Genomic DNA, 16,752 nt, shown 5'->3' with positions numbered 1-16,752 from the left:
TATAAAAATGTAACATTTCACCAATTTTTGAAACTAATGTTTAAAACCAGACAATTATGAATAAACTAATCAGAGTATCTTTTGTAACAATGTTGTTTTTTCTAGCAGGATCAATAAACGCTCAAGAATTAAACGGTTCCTACAGCGGAACTTTGGAAGTACAGGGCATGCAAATGGAACTTATTTTTAATATTACTCCAACTGCCGATGGTTATAGCGCAACGCTCGATGTTCCTGCTCAAGGAGCAAGTGGAATAGAACTCGATTCTGTAGTTTTGCAGGATAAAAATGTTACCATTTCTTCGGCCAAAATGGGATTGACCTATACAGGTTCAGTTTCTGGGGAACTTATAGAAGGAACCTACGAACAAATGGGACAGAAATATCCACTTACATTGAAGAAAACCATAAAATCAAAACCCGGAAATACAGCCTTACCATCAACCGATGAACAATTGGCGAAATTAGTCGCAAAAGCAAAAGGCGATTATAAATACAACGTTGCCGATTACTTTAAAACACCAGAAGCTTACTCCTTCCAACTTTCCCCAGACGGCAAGTTTATAAGCTATATGAAAAGAAGAGAAACTGGCGAACGCGATTTGTATTTAAAGGAAACCGCAACCCAAAAAGAAACGCTACTTATTGAGCAAAAAGAAGATGTAATCCGCGGCTATTTTTGGGCAAACAATAGCAGAATCTTGTACTTGCAAGACAAAGGAGGTAACGAAAATCATCACGTATTTGGCGTAGATGTTACAGGCCAAAATAAAAAAGAGTTAACTCCATACGAAGGCGTTAAAGTAAATATTATTGAGTCTTTAAAAGAAGACGACGACCACGTAATTGTACAGATGAACAAAGATAATCTGCAACAAGAAGAACCGTATTTGCTCAACATAAATACAGGTGATGTCACCAAATTATATACTGTAAAAGCTGGCGATCCACCAGTAAGCTCGTACGATTTTGACCGAAAAGGAAATCTTCGTGCCATTAACCGAATTGTTGACGGTATAAATATGGAATTGTTATATAAAATTGATGGAGAATTTAAGCGTGTAAAGCTTACTGAGTTTGGAGATACTTTTGGAATTACTTCTTTCAATCCAAATACCGAAAACCCAGATGATGCCTATGTTATTTCGAATTTAGACGACGATAAAATTGAAATTCAATTGTATGATTTAAAGACGAATAAAAAAATTAAAACGCTTTTCAGCAATGATACTTTTGATGTTTCGGGCGTATCACTTTCCAGAAAGAGAAATTACGAAATAGATTATTTCAGCTATACGGGAGAGAAAACTGAAATTGTTCCAGTTAGCGATACTTACAAAAAAATCTATGCGCGTTTGCAAAAGGAATTTGGAGATAAGCAATTCTTCACCTTAGGCAAAACGGACGATGAGTCTCAATATATGGTTGCTGTAACGAGCGATAAAATTGTGGGCGAATATTATTTATATAATGTTGAAAAAAACACAGTAACCTTACTTTACAAGTTATTGCCACATTTAAAAGCTGAAGATATGGCTACAATGAAGCCTATCAAATTTAAAAGTCGCGATGGGTTAACTATATACGGTTACATTACGTTGCCAGCCAATTATAAAGAAGGACAGCGAGTGCCACTAATCGTAAATCCACACGGCGGACCGCAGGGTATAAGAGACACTTGGGGATTCAATCCGGAGGCGCAGTTATTTGCAAGTCGCGGTTATGCTACTTTACACGTAAACTTTAGAGTTTCGGGTGGTTACGGAAAAGCATTTTTAAAAGCAGGTTTTGGTGAAATTGGCCGTAAAGCAATGGACGACGTTGAAGACGGAGTAGATTATGCAATAGCGCAAGGCTGGGCAGATAAAGACAATGTTGCAATATACGGAGGTAGTCACGGAGGTTATGCCGTTTTACGCGGAATGACCAAAACGCCAGAAAAATATGCTTGTGGAGTAGATTATGTTGGCGTAAGCAACTTGCATACATTTATGGGTACAATTCCTCCATATTGGGAAAAGTATCGTGAATTGCTTTACAAAATTTGGTACAACCCAAATATCCCTGAACAAAAGATTATTATGGACGAGATCTCACCAGCATTACATGTTGATAAAATAACGAAACCATTATTTGTAGTGCAAGGTGCAAACGATCCCCGAGTTAACATTAACGAGGCAGATCAAATAGTTGAAACACTCCGGGTAAAAGGCGTAGAAGTACCATATATGGTTAAATACGACGAAGGTCACGGTTTTGCAAAAGAAGAAAACCAATTAGCTCTATATAACGCGATGATGGGCTTCTTTGCTGAACATCTTAAAGTAGAAAAAGTAGGTTCAGTTAAAAAGTAAGACATTCAAATCCTCTTTAAATTAAGTAATGCCGATGCATAAAGCATCGGCATTACTATTTATAGTATACAGATATTTCAGCTCTTTATTTTTTCACCAACCACAGTAAATGAAATCTGATCGTGAAACAACTTTCGAGTTTTCATAAAAGTAAAAATTTGAATAATTAACGGGATAACCAAAATATACGAATAGGCTGTCAACAAACGGAAGATATTTCTCCAAAAGGCTTTAAAAAAAGAAACTCGGTGTCCGCTTCTATCTGTAATTTCGAGCTTTAAAATTTGCTTGCCAAATGTGCCTCGATATTTCGACGATTCGAAAAAAGCGCAAATAATAAAGTAGAAAAATAGACTGAATATAAGCATAAATATTGCTTCAGTGTCTGACACGTCTTCAGGGTTATCAGGATAAAGCGATACCGAAACAATTGCCCATAATACAAAGGCTAATAACACAGCGGGAATAGCGGTAATTATATTGTCTAGAAAATACGCTAGGGCTCGTTTCCACAGTACGTTTTTGTAATATTTCTGCCGCCATTCTACGTCCATGGCTACATTGTTAATATTCTTAGGTTTTGCTTTAGAGGATTTCTGTTTAGCATTTGTGAATTCTCCTTTCGCTCTAGTTTCTTCAACAATCGGGTTTTCCCCTCTATTTACTGGCTCAACGTTTTCATTTTCATTGGACGCCTTATTTATATGCACATCGTCCCCTACCTCAGTTGCATTTTGATCAGCTTGTTCTAATTCTAACTGACTTTCATAGGTAAAATTCTCAATAGACTCATAAATATCTGTCACCACTGCAGTAAGTGCGTCGTCCTCACTATTCCAAAATTGTTTGTTATTTAAAGGCTGGTAATTTTTAGGTAATAGGGCGAGATTTACAAAGGGCGTAGATTTCCACATACAGTTGCGCACCAGAATAGGAAGCATAATAGTTTCGTTTCTATTGTATCTTTCTATTACCTTTTGCGTACGGGAATATATTTTATCGTCATTAATAAAATCTGAGCTTATAAAGGCTATAACGATTTCTGCTTCGTATAATTTCTGTTTGTACTCTTCTACATCTTGGCCGGGTGGAATTTCAAAATCGTTTTCAATTTCAATAGGTCTTTTTGAACTTCTTATAACAGGCGTAAGATATTTTTTAATTGCCATAACCTGTTTTTCATCTTCGGGCGCGGCTAAAAAATAGATATTTATTGCATCTATTTCCATGGTTGTTTCAGATTTATTGGTTGCCATTTTCAATTACATTAATGGTTAGTAGTTAGATATTTAATATGAATTAAAAAGTAAACTTGAACAATCAATTAATTTGCAATAATGTGGTCTACAAGCCTTTCTATTCCTTCTGCTACTTCGGTAAAAGCGACATCGCGATCTGGATAATCTAAAATTGGGCGGGCGTTTCGAGGCAGCGCTTGCAGTTTTGCGTAAGGCAAAGAAGTCCACTTACAGTTTCTAAGAATGATAGGCACCACATATGCGCTACCCTCTTCGTGACGACGCATGGCTTCTGCTAACTCTTTGTCCCAAATAAAATCTGAAGCATTAAAATCAACACTAATTAAGAGTAGAATTACATTGGCTTTCCGCAGTTCATCCATAATACCTGCATTCCATTCCTGCCCAGGAATAAGTGCTCTGTCGTTCCAATCTTCAATTTTTCCGGAGCGTTTTAATACCTTTAGGTATTTGTCCATTTCATTTTTTAGCTCCTCATCTTCGTGTGCATACGAAGTGAAAATGCGAACCTTTTCTGGTGAAGTATCTGCCATAATCCAAACTTTATACAATTTAATTATCCTCCAAAGAGTGGAGTTTTTAATTTGTCAAGTGAGGAGACTGATTTGTTTAATAAATAATATTGAAAGACTAAATTTAAGTAAATTATTACAAATAGAATTACTTAATGTTTTTTTAAATCGTTTGGAATAAGTGAAGTATAGCCGCTAAAACGATAAAAATATTTTGAAAATGATAAGAAAAAAGAAAATATCTATCAATTTTTACCTTCCCATTCTGCATAAAACTGTTCCAGAAATTCTTCCATAAACGTATGCCTATCTGCGGCAATTCGCTTTCCAGTTTCAGTATTCATACGGTCTTTTAAAAGAAGTAGTTTTTCGTAGAAATGATTAAGAGTTGGATTATTTGAAGCTTTATATTCGGCAGGAGTCATCTTCAAATTCGGCTTAATATCTGGATCGTAAAGCTTCCGATTTTTAAAGCCGCCATAGTTGAAAGTACGAGCAATACCAACAGCGCCCAACGCATCTAATCTGTCTGCATCCTGCACTACGTCTAATTCTATAGAATGAAATTCCTGCTCTTTATTCCCTCCTTTAAAAGAAATATTTTCAATAATTTTTATAACGTGTTCAATAATTTCTTCGGCCTCCGCTTCGTGGCTAGAAAGATTTTGTGTTTTCAGAAATTCACGGGCTTTCTTTGGGCCAACAGTTTCGTCGCCAGCGTGAAATTTTGAATCGGCTATATCGTGAAGCAACGCGCCTAAGGCAACAACTGTTTTATCTACTTTTTCGCTTTCGGAAATGAGCAATGCATTTTTATAAACCCGTTCAATATGAAACCAATCGTGGCCTCCTTCGGCGTTTTGCAATTCATTTTTAACGAAAGCAATTGTATTCTGAATTATTTCTTCAGCAGTAAATGACACCATTATTTATGAACTTTTGATGTAACTGTTTCTTCCACTTTATCAATTAATATTTCCAAATCGTAATCTGCAATTTTTATGGCGGGATGCGCAATCATTTCTAACCGCACGCCCATTTGTATGGGAAACATGCCATGGCGCTGCAGCCTCCACGAATTATTTATGGTAACGGGCACCACATATCCGTCCGGGATCTTTTTGAAAAGTGTTTGCAACCCACTTTTGCGAAAAGGTTTTGGAACGCCAGTTTTACTTCGGGTTCCTTCAGGAAAAATAACCCCACTCCTTTTAAAAGTTTGAAGATATTTTGAAAATTTAACCAATTCAACTATTGCTTGTCGCGGGTTTTTGCGATCTATTAAAATGGAACCGCCGTGACGTAGATTGAAGGAAACAGAAGGAATGCCCTTGCCTAATTCTACTTTCGAAATAAATTTGGGATGAAATTTCCGCAGGTACCAGCTTAAAGGTGAAATATCCCACATGCTTTGGTGATTTGAAACAAATACAATAGGCACATTCTCTGGAATATTGGCGTTTATATCTACGTGAAAAGTGGTTCCTAAAACGTTTAAACACCGCAACAGCGTCCAGTTAAAACAATCAACTGTCTTTTTGTGAGCATTGTAACCAAACCAGTTAAAACTAATCCACTGAATAGGATGAAAAACCAAGATTGTTAAACCAAAAAGTAGGTAAAACAATACTGAAAAAGGATAGCTTATAATTTTTGAGAGTGCCTTCATTATTGTTCAAAAGTAAGAAAACCGCCTTAAAAAAGACGGTTTTTCCATTTGCTTATTTCAATCTCTAGTTTTGAAAACTTTAATTTTTCAATTTAGTTTTTGACTTCGATTTCGATTTGTTCTTTAAGGTATTGTTATCTATTTGAATGTAATTGTAAACGCATAATGCAACAATTAACATCCAAAACGCTCTATACAACCAATCACTGATTTCTTTTCCGAACAAATAAGAAACTTTCGGATTTTCGTAAAAATTATAACCTAAAGCTCCTAATGCCAAGATACCTACAATTACAACCAGCGGTTTACTCAACTTCATAACAAATTAGCTTAACAGCTTAACAATATTCGTTATAGGCTCCTTTCAAGTTTTCGGCTATCATTTGTGCTGGGCGGCCTTCAATATGATGGCGCTCTAACATATGCACCAATTCGCCATTTTTGAACAACGCCATAGACGGTGAACTTGGAGGAAAAGGAACCATACTCGCTCTTGCAGCATCAACAGCTTCGCGATCAACTCCTGCAAAAACGGTTACTAAATGATCTGGTTTTTTATTATTGTCTAGAGACATTGCTGCTCCCGGACGCGCATTTGCAGCTGCACAACCGCAAACAGAATTTACAACCACTAAAGTTGTTCCTTCATTTTTTAATGCTGTTGCAACGTCAGCTGCTGTATGTAGTTCGGAAAAACCTACATTCGTAAGGTCTTCGCGCATTGGTTTTACTAGTTCTGGTGGATACATAATATTATATATTTAAAGTGTAATAAAATTTGACTGCAAAGATACTAATTTTGAGAAGGATAAAATTTCAAATATTTCCCAAATAACACGGGGTAAATGCCAAAAAACGACAAAACATTTTCCTTTTTAGAATTCCTCATTTGAAAATTAGCACTTTAAATGGTTACCTTTGTCGCCGCTTAAAAAGAAAAATTACAAATTTATGATTCGTTGGTTATTAGCCGTTCTTGGTTATTTTATATATCGATTTCCAGGTGCTGTCGCTGGTTTTATTATAGGCAGTTTACTAGACAACATTAGCGTAAAAGGTAAAACCTTCCAAACTTCATTCGGGTCTTCGCAACAGCAAGTTACGCCTGCAGATTTTGAATTGAACCTACTATCGCTAGCTTCTTTAGTGATTAAGGCAGACGGGCAAGTAAGCCAGACCGAACTAGATTACGTACGTCAGTATTTTGTGCAAGCCTATGGACGGGAGCGCGCGAATGCAACTTTCAAAGTTTTTAATGAAGTAATTAAGAATCGTGAAATTTCTGCGCAAACCATTTGCACCATTTTGAGCCAGAGAACGCGTTACGAAAGCCGTTTGCAAATTCTTCACTTTTTATTCAGTATTGCAAATGCCGATGGCAGCGTTTCGACCGCCGAAGTAAATGAAATAAACCGCATCGCTGGATTTTTAGGAGTTTATGCCCGCGATTTTGAAAGTATAAAAGCGATGTTTTTCAAAAATCCGGACAGCGCCTACAAAATTTTGGAGATTGACAGAACAGCAACGACTTCTGAAATAAAAACAGCGTACCGAACAATGGTCAAAAAATACCATCCAGATAAACTACAGCATATGGACGAAGCGCATCAAAAAGGAGGCGAAGAAAAGTTCAATAAAGTGCAGGAAGCTTACGAGCAACTTCAGAAAGAGCGCGGGTTCTAGCTTCAGTATCTCTCAGCTTCCGAGTATTCGGTAAATTCAAACAAAACCTAACGGGTCTCAATGACTTGTTAGGTTTTTTTTTGCAAATATCTTTCAGCTAAACACAAATATTTAGACTTGCCTAAAAATAAAATATAGGTATGTGTAAAAATATTTTTACCTTTGTACTTATGTTTACATTAGCTGAAGAAAATTACTTAAAAGCAATATTTCATTTAGAACATGAAAGTGCCGGTGATATTAGTACGAATGCAATTGCTGTAAGCATGGAGACAAAACCATCTTCGGTTACAGATATGGTACAAAAACTGGCCGAGAAAAAACTGCTTGTTTATAAACGCTACAAAGGCGCGAAATTAACCGAGAAGGGTAGAAAAATTGCGGCTAATGTTATAAGAAAACACCGTTTATGGGAAGTGTTTTTAGTTGAAAAACTAAATTTTCACTGGGATGAAGTTCACGAAATAGCCGAACAATTAGAGCATATTAAATCTGACGAGCTTATAACCCGTCTCGACAAATTTTTGGGCAGTCCAGATTTTGATCCACATGGCGATCCAATTCCTGATAAGCACGGCGTATTAAAGCGCACCGAAAAGAAATTACTTTCCGAAATAGAAAAAAATCAAAAAGGCGTGTGTGTGGGTGTAAAAGAATCTAGCGCAGAATTTTTGCAATATCTCGATAAAAAGAAAATTAGCATCGGCACCAAAATTACAGTTCTTGGCAAGGAATTTTTCGACGGTTCTATGGTGATTTTAGTTGGAAAGGATCAGTCTTTCATATCGAAAACCGTGGCAGATAATTTATATGTTCAAACGCTTTAAACATGCTGATATTAGCACGTTCCCCTCAAAAAAAATAAAAATGAAAAAATTTATATTCTTAATTACTGTAATTCTTTTTGTTGGTTGCAAAAATGCTTCAAAAGATAACGGAAAAATTAAGGTCGTTACTACAACGACCATGATCACAGATTTAGTTTCAGAAATTGGTGGAGAGCACATTTCATTACAAGGATTGATGGGAGCCGGAGTAGATCCACACCTTTATAAGGCAAGTGAAGGCGATGTAACAAAACTCTATGAAGCAGATATTATTTTCTACGGAGGGCTTCATTTAGAAGGAAAATTGGTAGATATTTTTGAAAAAATGGAAGGTTCAAAGCAAACCGTTTCATTAGGCGATAGGCTTCCTAAAAACGAGCTAATTCCTTCAGAATATTTTGCTTCTAATTACGACCCGCACGTATGGTTCAACATTCAATTCTTTAAACAGTTTGGGCAGATAGTTACAGATGAACTTTCAAAAGCCGATGCTAAAAATGCTCAAAGCTATTTAGAGAATAATAAAATATATCAAGCAAAACTCGATTCACTTGAGAGTGAAGTAAAAGCAATTATAGCGACTTTGCCCGAAGAAAAACGTATTTTAGTTACCGCTCACGATGCTTTTAATTACTTCGGAAAGGCTTATGGATTTAATGTGGTTGGTTTGCAGGGAATTTCCACTGCAACTGAAGCTGGTGTAAAAGACGTTCAAAATCTTTCGGAATTTATAATTCAAAATAACATAAAAGCCATCTTTGTTGAGAGCTCCGTACCAAGACGAACCATTGAAGCACTGCGAGAATCTGTGCTATCAAAAAATCATATTGTTGAAATCGGCGGTACTCTTTATAGCGATGCATTAGGAAATTTGGGAACCGAAGAAGGCACATACATTGGAATGTTTAAATACAACGTGAACACTATTGTAAATGCACTTAAATAAGGTTTAAACAATAAAACATGGACAATCAAAAACTGGCAGTACAAGTAGACGATCTTACCGTAGCCTATAACTACAAACCCGTGTTATGGGATATTGACTTGTCAGTTCCCGAAGGAGTTTTAATGGCGATTGTTGGCCCGAATGGTGCAGGAAAATCTACTCTGATAAAAACAATTTTGGGCATCATAAAACCTATTGCCGGCAGTGTTTCTATTTACGGAAAACCTTATGAGAAGCAGCGAAAATTAGTAGCCTATGTACCCCAAAAAGGAAGTGTAGATTGGGACTTTCCCACAACAGCTTTGGATGTAGTTATGATGGGCACTTACGGTAGTTTGGGATGGATAAAACGTCCTGGCCAAAAGGAGAAAAAAATTGCTTTAGAGTCTATGGAAAAAGTGGGAATGCTCTCCTATAAAAACAGACAAATAAGTCAATTGAGCGGCGGCCAACAGCAACGTGTTTTTTTGGCGAGAGCTTTGGCACAGGATGCTTCCATTTATTTTATGGATGAACCTTTTCAAGGCGTTGATGCCACTACCGAGATTGCTATTATTAATATTTTAAAAGAATTGCGAAAAGCAGGCAAAACGGTCGTAGTTGTTCATCACGATTTGCAAACTGTACCAGAATATTTTGATTGGGTAACATTTTTAAACGTGAAGAAAATAGCAACCGGCCCAGTGAAAGATATTTTTAATGATGACAATTTAACCAAGACCTATGGTATTAATTATAAGGTTGCAGTGAATAAATAGTGGTGAGAGTTGAGAGGTGAGTAAATGAGTTGTAACTATAAATTAAATGAATACTATTTAATAAACACTACCGTCTACATTCTATCGACTAATAACTAAAAAAATGTCAATAACCGAATATTTCAACTTACTCTGGACAGACTATACGCTGCGTACCATTACTTTGGGCACGGCGGTATTGGGTGCAATTTGCGGTATGTTGGGTAGTTTTGCAGTGCTTCGGAAAGAAAGTTTATTGGGCGATGCTATTTCGCACGCTGCCCTTCCCGGAATTGCGCTGGCATTTCTAATTACCGGTGCTAAGGATTCTGGAGTGCTACTATTAGGAGCTTTGGTAAGCGGATTGGTGGGTACGTTTTGGATAAGAGGAATTACCTCAAAAACGCATCTTAAAAGTGATACGGCACTGGGGTTAATACTCTCTGTATTCTTCGGTTTTGGAATGTTGTTGCTAACATATATTCAAAAACTGCCGAATGCAAACCAAGCTGGATTAGACAAATATCTTTTTGGTCAAGCGGCAACCCTTGTAGAAAGCGATGTACAATTAATGATTATTGTTACAGGAATTTCACTTGTTGTAATGCTACTTTTTTGGAAGGAATTTAAAATACTTCTCTTTGATGCCGATTACACGAAAACCCTAGGTTTCAACACTAAATTTATAGATGTATTAGTAACCTTTTTAATAGTGTTGGCTATAGTTTTAGGTCTACAAACCGTGGGTGTTGTACTTATGAGTGCTATTTTATTGGCTCCCGCTGCCGCAGCCAGACAGTGGACAAACAACCTAGGAAAAATGGTTATATTGGCAGCTTTCTTTGGTGCCTTTTCGGGAGTATTTGGCACAGCCATTAGCGCGAGCCAAAAAAATCTATCTACTGGACCTGTAATTGTATTAGTGGCTGGTGTCTTTGTATTATTCTCTTTTATATTTTCTCCCAAGAGAGGACTTTTATTTCGAGAAATTAGGTTTCGAAAAAACCGCACCGACTTAAAACTGATGAAAACACTTCAGTTTATGTATGGCGTTGTGCAGGATCACGAAAATATTTCGCATCCGCACGCCATTCGTATCCTGAATAATTTTCAAGGATATACAAGAGGTTCACTAAAAAAATTAGAAGATGAAGGCTGGATAGCAATCCATGGACAGCAATGGGCAATGACCCCGAAAGGTTATAAACAAGCACAAGAAATGTATAATCAACAAATAGGCAATGAGTAATCCGCAACTGGAAATTCAAATTATTGCAGCCGTCGTGGCAGTGGCATGCGCCATTCCTGGGGTGTTTTTGGTGCTTCGGAAAATGGCTCTAATTAGCGATGCGATAAGCCACTCGATTTTACCGGGCATTGTTATCGGCTTTTTTGTAACGCAAGATTTAAATTCACCACTTCTTATTCTTTTGGCGGCTCTTTTCGGTGTTATCACGGTCGTCTTGGTAGAATTCATCCAAAAAACTGGACTGGTTAAAGAAGACACCGCCATAGGTCTGGTTTTTCCCGTGTTATTCAGTATTGGAGTTATACTTATTTCAAAAAACGCAAATGATGTACATTTAGACGTTGATGCCGTTTTGTTAGGAGAACTTGCCTTTTCTCCATTTAATCGCTTAATGATTTCTGGTGCAGATTGGGGACCAAAATCATTGTGGGTAATGGGAAGCATTTTACTAATCACTTTGAGTTTATTAGTGTTGTTTTTTAAAGAATTAAAAGTAAGCACTTTTGACGCCGGGCTTTCTTCGGCATTAGGTATTTCACCAGTAATTATGCATTACGGACTTATGTCTGTTTCGTCTATTACCGTTGTTGGCGCATTCGATGCCGTTGGCGCCATATTGGTTGTTGCTTTAATGATTGCGCCCGCCGCGACAGCCTATTTGCTTACCGAAGATCTGAAAAAAATGATTGGGCTTTCTATATTATTCGGGGTGTTTTCGGCTATTTCGGGATATTGGGTAGCCCATTTTCTCGATGCTTCCATCTCTGGCTCCATCGCCACAACCTTGGGAGTTATATTTTTAATGGTTTATTTATTCGCTCCAAAAAAGGGACTCATATCTGTGCTGTATCGTCAAAAACAACAGCGTATTGAAGTATCGCTTATTACTTTTCTTTTACACTTAAACCGCCATGAGGAAGAAAGCGAACGACATATAAATCACTTACAGGAACATATTAATTGGCGAGCGGTACGAGCCAGAACGGTATTGGATTTGGCCGAAAGAAACAACCTCGTTGAAATAAAAAACGATGTGGTATTTCTCACTAAAAAGGGATTGACATTCACCGAAAAATCATTGGAATACATTATCAACAATAGAGATGAAAAAATCGAACCGATGAAAGAAGATTTTTTCCTTTTTAGGGGCTAGCATCTTTTCCGTTTTTCACTTCCCCTGTTTTCTGGCACTGTTTTTTATACTATCTTTAAAATTGAAAAAACACAAAACAATGAAAAATTCACTTTTAGCAGTCATCATTCTTTTTTCATCCTTTGCTTTTGGGCAAAACGATTCAGCCGAAACCCCTAAAATTGTAGTTAAAGTGCCAAAAGGCGAAACTATAGTTATGAAGGGTGTTTCTATAAATTTTATGGAAGTTGTAGAAGATTCTCGCTGCCCTACAGGAGTAGATTGTATCTGGGCTGGACGCGCGAAAGTGAAGGTATCGGTAACTTCAAACGGAAAAACTGAAGAAAAAATCTTGATTTTTGGAGCAACTAGAGCGGGCGAAGATGCTAACACCAATCTTTACAGTTCTGAAAAATTTGCAATTAATGGCTTAAAATTAACGCCATATCCTACCTCCGAAGATAACGGAAGAAATAAAAGCTACGTGTTGTTAATTTGTGAAGAGAAGAATAAATAGAATAAATAGATTAGTGGCAACCACAGTCTTTCTTCCCACATTTGGTATTCCCGCCATCTAGCGTGCCAGTTGAGCTTTGACGCGCTTCAAAAATAGGATTCCACACAAACTTTTTAAGCAAAAAGCCTGCGGCAATAGAAAAGGTTACTAAAACTAATATTGTTTGCATACGGCAAAGATACTCAATAGCCAGCTATTTCCCAAAGGAGAATTACTTCGCAAAGGAATCTGCAATTTAATGCAAACTACAGCTCCCGCAATCTGAATGGTCGCCAGGTTTCCCCGATGAACTTTTGCTAGTTTTAAATGGATTCCAAACAAATTTTGTAATCATAAAAAATACGGCGAATGCGAAGGTTATTAATACTAATACTGTTTGCATAACTAAAAATATTTTTATTCTACTTCAAAAATTGATAAGCAGCTAAAGCCACAACGTAAGCAATACCGCTCATCACAAATAATTGCCACATAGGCCATTTCCAACTGTTTGTTTCGCGTTTTACAATGGCGAGGGTACTCATACATTGCATAGCAAAAGCGTAAAACAATAACAGTGAAACCCCACTGGCAAAATTAAACAGTGGCCCTCCCAGAACTGGGTTAACCTCCGCCGCCATTCTATTCTTGATGGTTTGTTCGTCGTCGCTACCAACGCTATAAATGGTGGCTAAGGTGCCTACAAATACTTCGCGCGCGGCAAAAGAACTTACTAGCGCAATCCCTATTTTCCAGTCGTAACCCAAAGGACGCACCGCTGGTTCAATAGCGTGACCAATATGACCAATGTATGAGTTTTCCAGTTTGTAGGAATCTACGTGCATCTCAAATTCTTCTTCTGAAAGATTTTGCGAAGCGTATTTCGCTTGTATAACTTCTTCGGCGTTATTGAAATCTCCAGGACCATAAGATGCCAGCACCCACAAAATGACTGAAATGGCGAGTATTATTTTTCCCGCTCCAAAAACAAATGCTTTGGTTTTTTCAATTACGGTAATAATTACGTTCTTAGGTAGCGGAAGTTTATAATTGGGCATTTCTACCACAAAGAAACTTTTGGAACGGATTTTTAAAATCTTATCGAGCAAGTATGCCGAAAAAATAGCAGCTCCAAAGCCCAGAATGTACATAAACATTAGGGTTAGTCCCTGCAAGCTGAAGATTCCCAAAACGCGGGTGTCGGGAATTACTAAAGCAATAATTATTAAATAAACTGGCAAACGCGCAGAACAAGTAGTAAAAGGTGTAACTAAAATAGTTATTAAACGCTCCTTCCAGTTTTCAATATTTCGGGTAGCCATAATTGCTGGAATGGCACAGGCAGTACCTGCAACGAGCGGCACTACACTTTTTCCGCTTAGTCCAAAACGGCGCATTACTCTGTCCATTAAAAAAACCACGCGGCTCATATAGCCTGTTTCTTCTAAAATAGATATGAAAAGAAAAAGGAATGCTATCTGAGGAATAAATATTACAATTCCGCCCAAGCCCGGAATAATTCCTTCAGCTATTAAATTTGTGAAATCACCTACGGGTAAAGTGTTTTTTGCCCATTCGCTTAACGAAGCGAAGGAACTATCTATAAAGTCCATCGGGTATGCACTCCAATCGAAAATAGCTTGAAAAATGAGGAGTAGAATTCCGAAGAATATCACATATCCCCAAACTTTATGAGTCAATACACGATCCAAACGACTTCTTAAATCCTTGGCGTTTGCAGTATCTACGTGAAGCGTGTCCTTTAATGTTTCATTTATAAATTTATAACGAGCAATGGTTTCTTTCTGCTGCAGCCGTTTTAGGTTACTAACAGATTCCGTTTGAAAAGATGCAACCCCTTTCAATTCATTTCGATTCAATTTTCCAAAATTTACGTCTTGCGTTATTACCAACCACAATTTGTAGAGATCTTGATTGGGAAACGCCTTTCGCAAACGGTCAAAATATTCAGTTGAAATATTTGAAGCGTTCAAGCAAGGTTTTGTAGAAAGCAGATTATAACCTTCAATCAATTCCTTTAAATTATCAAATCCAAGATTTCTTCGGGAACTGATAAGTGCAATTTTAGTCTGTAATTTTTCTTCCAGCAATGCTACATCCAGCGTAATTGCCTTCCGTTTCATCCTGTCAGACATGTTTATGGCGAGAATTGTTGGAATGCCCAAATCTTTAATTTGGGTGAAAAGCAACAGGTTTCTTTTAAGGTTTTCTACATCGGCTACTACAACCGCAACATCGGGAAAATCTTTGTCGTTTTTATTTAGTAGTAATTCAATCACCACATTTTCGTCTACCGAAGATGCATTCAAACTATAAGTTCCTGGCAAATCGAGAATGTGAACTTTGCAAGCACGACCAAATTTGCAAGTGCCTTGTTTTTTTTCGACGGTAATGCCGGGATAGTTACCCACTTTTTGATTCAGCCCAGTAAGCCGATTAAACACAGAGGTTTTTCCGGTATTGGGGTTTCCTATAAGTGCAACGTTTATGTGTTTTGCCATATTTCGACTAGCTCAATAACCTAATTTCGAATTCACTGAACGGCTGTTATTTTTCGCAGCTCAAATACCGTATTTAGGCTCCGCTTGGTAGACGGCGGAATGTTTTAAAAATTAAATCAGTTCAATTTCAATCATACAAGCCGTTTCTCTGCGAATGGCGAGATGGCTTCCGTTTATATTTAAATATAGCGGATCGTTGAATGGCGCAACCTGAACCAAACACACTTCATTACCAGGTAAGCAGCCCATTTCTAATAGTTTCAAAGGAACTACATCTACAGAAAATTCCTTGATAATGCCGCGTTGGCCTTTTTTCAATGAAGCGATTGTAATCACCGTCTTTTTATTTAGATTGATTTTAAACAACGCAAAAGTAAGTGATTTAATTTAGAATGAGGAACTCAGAATTGAGAATTATTTTCAATGTTTTTAAAAGTTTATTTTTGATTTCAAAAACCTTGTAAATACGGGTTAAACAAACATACTAGCTTGATAATATAGCTTTCGAATTAGCTCAAAATTTTGCGCTTTACGATTAATCTTCCAGTTTCAGGACTTTAATATCGTGCAGAAGTGATTCAATGGCTTCCGGATCTGTACCGTCATAAAAACCGCGAATGCGCTTCTTTTTATCTACCAATACAAAATTTTCAGTATGTACAAGATCGTTTTCCTGATAAGGCACATCTTTGGCAGCTAAGTACGATTTTCTGGCAAGGTCATATATTTCTTTTTTATCGCCAGTAACCAGATTCCATTTAGCGTCATTCACGCCTTTTTCTAAAGCGTATTTTTTTAACTGAGCAACGCTATCAATTTCAGGTGTTACGGTGTGTGAAAGTAAAAGTACGTCATTGTCATTTTTAAGATCTTCCTGAATTTTCACCATATGATCTGTCATTATCGGGCAAATAGTTTGGCAAGTAGTGAAGAAGAAATCTGCTACGTAAATTTTATCTTTATAATCGTTTTGCGTGATAGTTTTTCCGTTTTGATTGGTCAAGCTAAAATCTGCAATAGTGTGATACCTTTTTACATACTGAAGGGTAGTATCCACAAGCTCTACCGCAACATCTGCCGGTTGAAATACTCTCAGCACTTCTTTGGGTTTCATTATTTGGTAAATAAAACTAATAATGATAGCAGATAGCACCAATAAAACTACTGCGAAGAATTTATACTTTTTGAAAAAAGTAAGCATTGCGTTAAATTTTAGACTGAATAGATATATTCGCCCGCAAAAATAAGGTCTAAAACTATCAAATTGAATACATTTAACATTCGAATTGTTATATCGAAATATTCTACTTTGACTTCTCCTTTTTTCAGAAACCAGACAGTCATGTTCCTTTATCTAAATTGTAAT

18 protein-coding genes are annotated in these 16,752 nt (G+C 37.1%); 8 read left to right on the top strand and 10 right to left on the bottom strand.

Going from position 1 to position 16,752, the window contains the following annotated elements; all coding sequences use genetic code 11:
• Nucleotides 1–56 precede the first annotated feature (56 nt).
• Complete coding sequence (locus tag AC3RVG_RS05760; RefSeq protein ID WP_489690485.1) at nt 57–2,354, top strand: S9 family peptidase; 2,298 nt, start codon at nt 57–59, stop codon at nt 2,352–2,354.
• 77 nt (nt 2,355–2,431) lie between these two features.
• Here AC3RVG_RS05760 and AC3RVG_RS05755 read toward each other — a convergent pair whose 3' ends face one another.
• The 6 genes from AC3RVG_RS05755 to AC3RVG_RS05730 all read right to left on the bottom strand — a co-directional run bounded on the left by AC3RVG_RS05755 (nt 2,432) and on the right by AC3RVG_RS05730 (nt 6,543).
• Nucleotides 2,432–3,610, bottom strand: coding sequence for an RDD family protein (locus AC3RVG_RS05755; protein WP_489690484.1), 1,179 nt, complete (start codon nt 3,608–3,610; stop codon nt 2,432–2,434).
• A gap of 68 nt (nt 3,611–3,678) precedes the next feature.
• Nucleotides 3,679–4,146, bottom strand: a complete 468-nt coding sequence (locus tag AC3RVG_RS05750) for a toll/interleukin-1 receptor domain-containing protein (protein WP_489690483.1) — start codon at nt 4,144–4,146, stop codon at nt 3,679–3,681.
• A gap of 224 nt (nt 4,147–4,370) precedes the next feature.
• Complete coding sequence (locus AC3RVG_RS05745) at nt 4,371–5,051, bottom strand: HD domain-containing protein (RefSeq protein ID WP_489690482.1); 681 nt, start codon at nt 5,049–5,051, stop codon at nt 4,371–4,373.
• Nucleotides 5,051–5,794, bottom strand: coding sequence for a lysophospholipid acyltransferase family protein (locus AC3RVG_RS05740; protein WP_489690481.1), 744 nt, complete (start codon nt 5,792–5,794; stop codon nt 5,051–5,053). The genes AC3RVG_RS05745 and AC3RVG_RS05740 overlap by 1 nt, the downstream gene beginning before the upstream one ends.
• A 79-nt stretch (nt 5,795–5,873) precedes the next feature.
• On the bottom strand, nt 5,874–6,113 hold the full coding sequence (locus AC3RVG_RS05735) for a hypothetical protein (protein WP_489690480.1): 240 nt from the start codon (nt 6,111–6,113) through the stop codon (nt 5,874–5,876).
• A 19-nt stretch (nt 6,114–6,132) separates the two neighbouring features.
• Entirely contained in the window at nt 6,133–6,543 is a 411-nt protein-coding gene (locus AC3RVG_RS05730; protein WP_489690479.1) for a BrxA/BrxB family bacilliredoxin, read from the bottom strand.
• Between the two features lie 202 nt (nt 6,544–6,745).
• Between AC3RVG_RS05730 and AC3RVG_RS05725 the strand changes: the two genes are divergently transcribed.
• From AC3RVG_RS05725 to AC3RVG_RS05695, 7 genes are all read left to right on the top strand, one after another.
• A complete protein-coding gene (locus AC3RVG_RS05725) occupies nt 6,746–7,477 on the top strand; it encodes a TerB family tellurite resistance protein (RefSeq protein WP_489690478.1) in 732 nt (243 codons plus the stop codon).
• A gap of 170 nt (nt 7,478–7,647) precedes the next feature.
• Nucleotides 7,648–8,304: a metal-dependent transcriptional regulator gene (locus AC3RVG_RS05720; protein ID WP_489690477.1), complete on the top strand. Its 657-nt coding sequence runs from the start codon at nt 7,648–7,650 to the stop codon at nt 8,302–8,304.
• Nucleotides 8,305–8,344: 40 nt separating this feature from the next.
• Nucleotides 8,345–9,250: a metal ABC transporter solute-binding protein, Zn/Mn family gene (locus tag AC3RVG_RS05715; RefSeq protein WP_489690476.1), complete on the top strand. Its 906-nt coding sequence runs from the start codon at nt 8,345–8,347 to the stop codon at nt 9,248–9,250.
• Nucleotides 9,251–9,267: 17 nt separating this feature from the next.
• The gene (locus tag AC3RVG_RS05710) at nt 9,268–10,008 is read left to right on the top strand and encodes a metal ABC transporter ATP-binding protein (protein WP_489690475.1); all 741 of its coding nucleotides are present in this window, start codon (nt 9,268–9,270) and stop codon (nt 10,006–10,008) included.
• Between the two features lie 103 nt (nt 10,009–10,111).
• Nucleotides 10,112–11,236 carry a metal ABC transporter permease gene (locus tag AC3RVG_RS05705; RefSeq protein WP_489690474.1) on the top strand — a complete coding sequence of 375 codons (1,125 nt, stop codon included), beginning with the start codon at nt 10,112–10,114 and terminating at the stop codon, nt 11,234–11,236.
• Nucleotides 11,229–12,389: a metal ABC transporter permease gene (locus AC3RVG_RS05700; RefSeq protein WP_489690473.1), complete on the top strand. Its 1,161-nt coding sequence runs from the start codon at nt 11,229–11,231 to the stop codon at nt 12,387–12,389. Before AC3RVG_RS05705 ends, AC3RVG_RS05700 begins: the two co-directional genes overlap by 8 nt.
• 79 nt (nt 12,390–12,468) lie before the next feature.
• Nucleotides 12,469–12,885: a hypothetical protein gene (locus AC3RVG_RS05695; protein WP_489690472.1), complete on the top strand. Its 417-nt coding sequence runs from the start codon at nt 12,469–12,471 to the stop codon at nt 12,883–12,885.
• A 10-nt stretch (nt 12,886–12,895) separates the two neighbouring features.
• Here AC3RVG_RS05695 and AC3RVG_RS05690 read toward each other — a convergent pair whose 3' ends face one another.
• The 4 genes from AC3RVG_RS05690 to AC3RVG_RS05675 all read right to left on the bottom strand — a co-directional run bounded on the left by AC3RVG_RS05690 (nt 12,896) and on the right by AC3RVG_RS05675 (nt 16,587).
• A complete protein-coding gene (locus AC3RVG_RS05690; protein WP_489690471.1) occupies nt 12,896–13,054 on the bottom strand; it encodes a hypothetical protein in 159 nt (52 codons plus the stop codon).
• 232 nt (nt 13,055–13,286) lie between these two features.
• The gene (gene feoB, locus AC3RVG_RS05685) at nt 13,287–15,386 is read right to left on the bottom strand and encodes a ferrous iron transport protein B (RefSeq protein ID WP_489690470.1); all 2,100 of its coding nucleotides are present in this window, start codon (nt 15,384–15,386) and stop codon (nt 13,287–13,289) included.
• 111 nt (nt 15,387–15,497) lie between these two features.
• Entirely contained in the window at nt 15,498–15,722 is a 225-nt protein-coding gene (locus AC3RVG_RS05680) for a FeoA family protein (protein WP_489690469.1), read from the bottom strand.
• A 199-nt stretch (nt 15,723–15,921) separates the two neighbouring features.
• Nucleotides 15,922–16,587, bottom strand: a complete 666-nt coding sequence (locus AC3RVG_RS05675; protein ID WP_489690468.1) for an SCO family protein — start codon at nt 16,585–16,587, stop codon at nt 15,922–15,924.
• Between the last annotated feature and the right edge of the window lie 165 nt (nt 16,588–16,752).

The organism is Aequorivita sp. IT1282 (genome assembly GCF_058068205.1).
The sequence above is the reverse complement of the archived record's forward strand: the minus strand, read 5'-3'. Positions and strand labels throughout refer to the sequence as shown.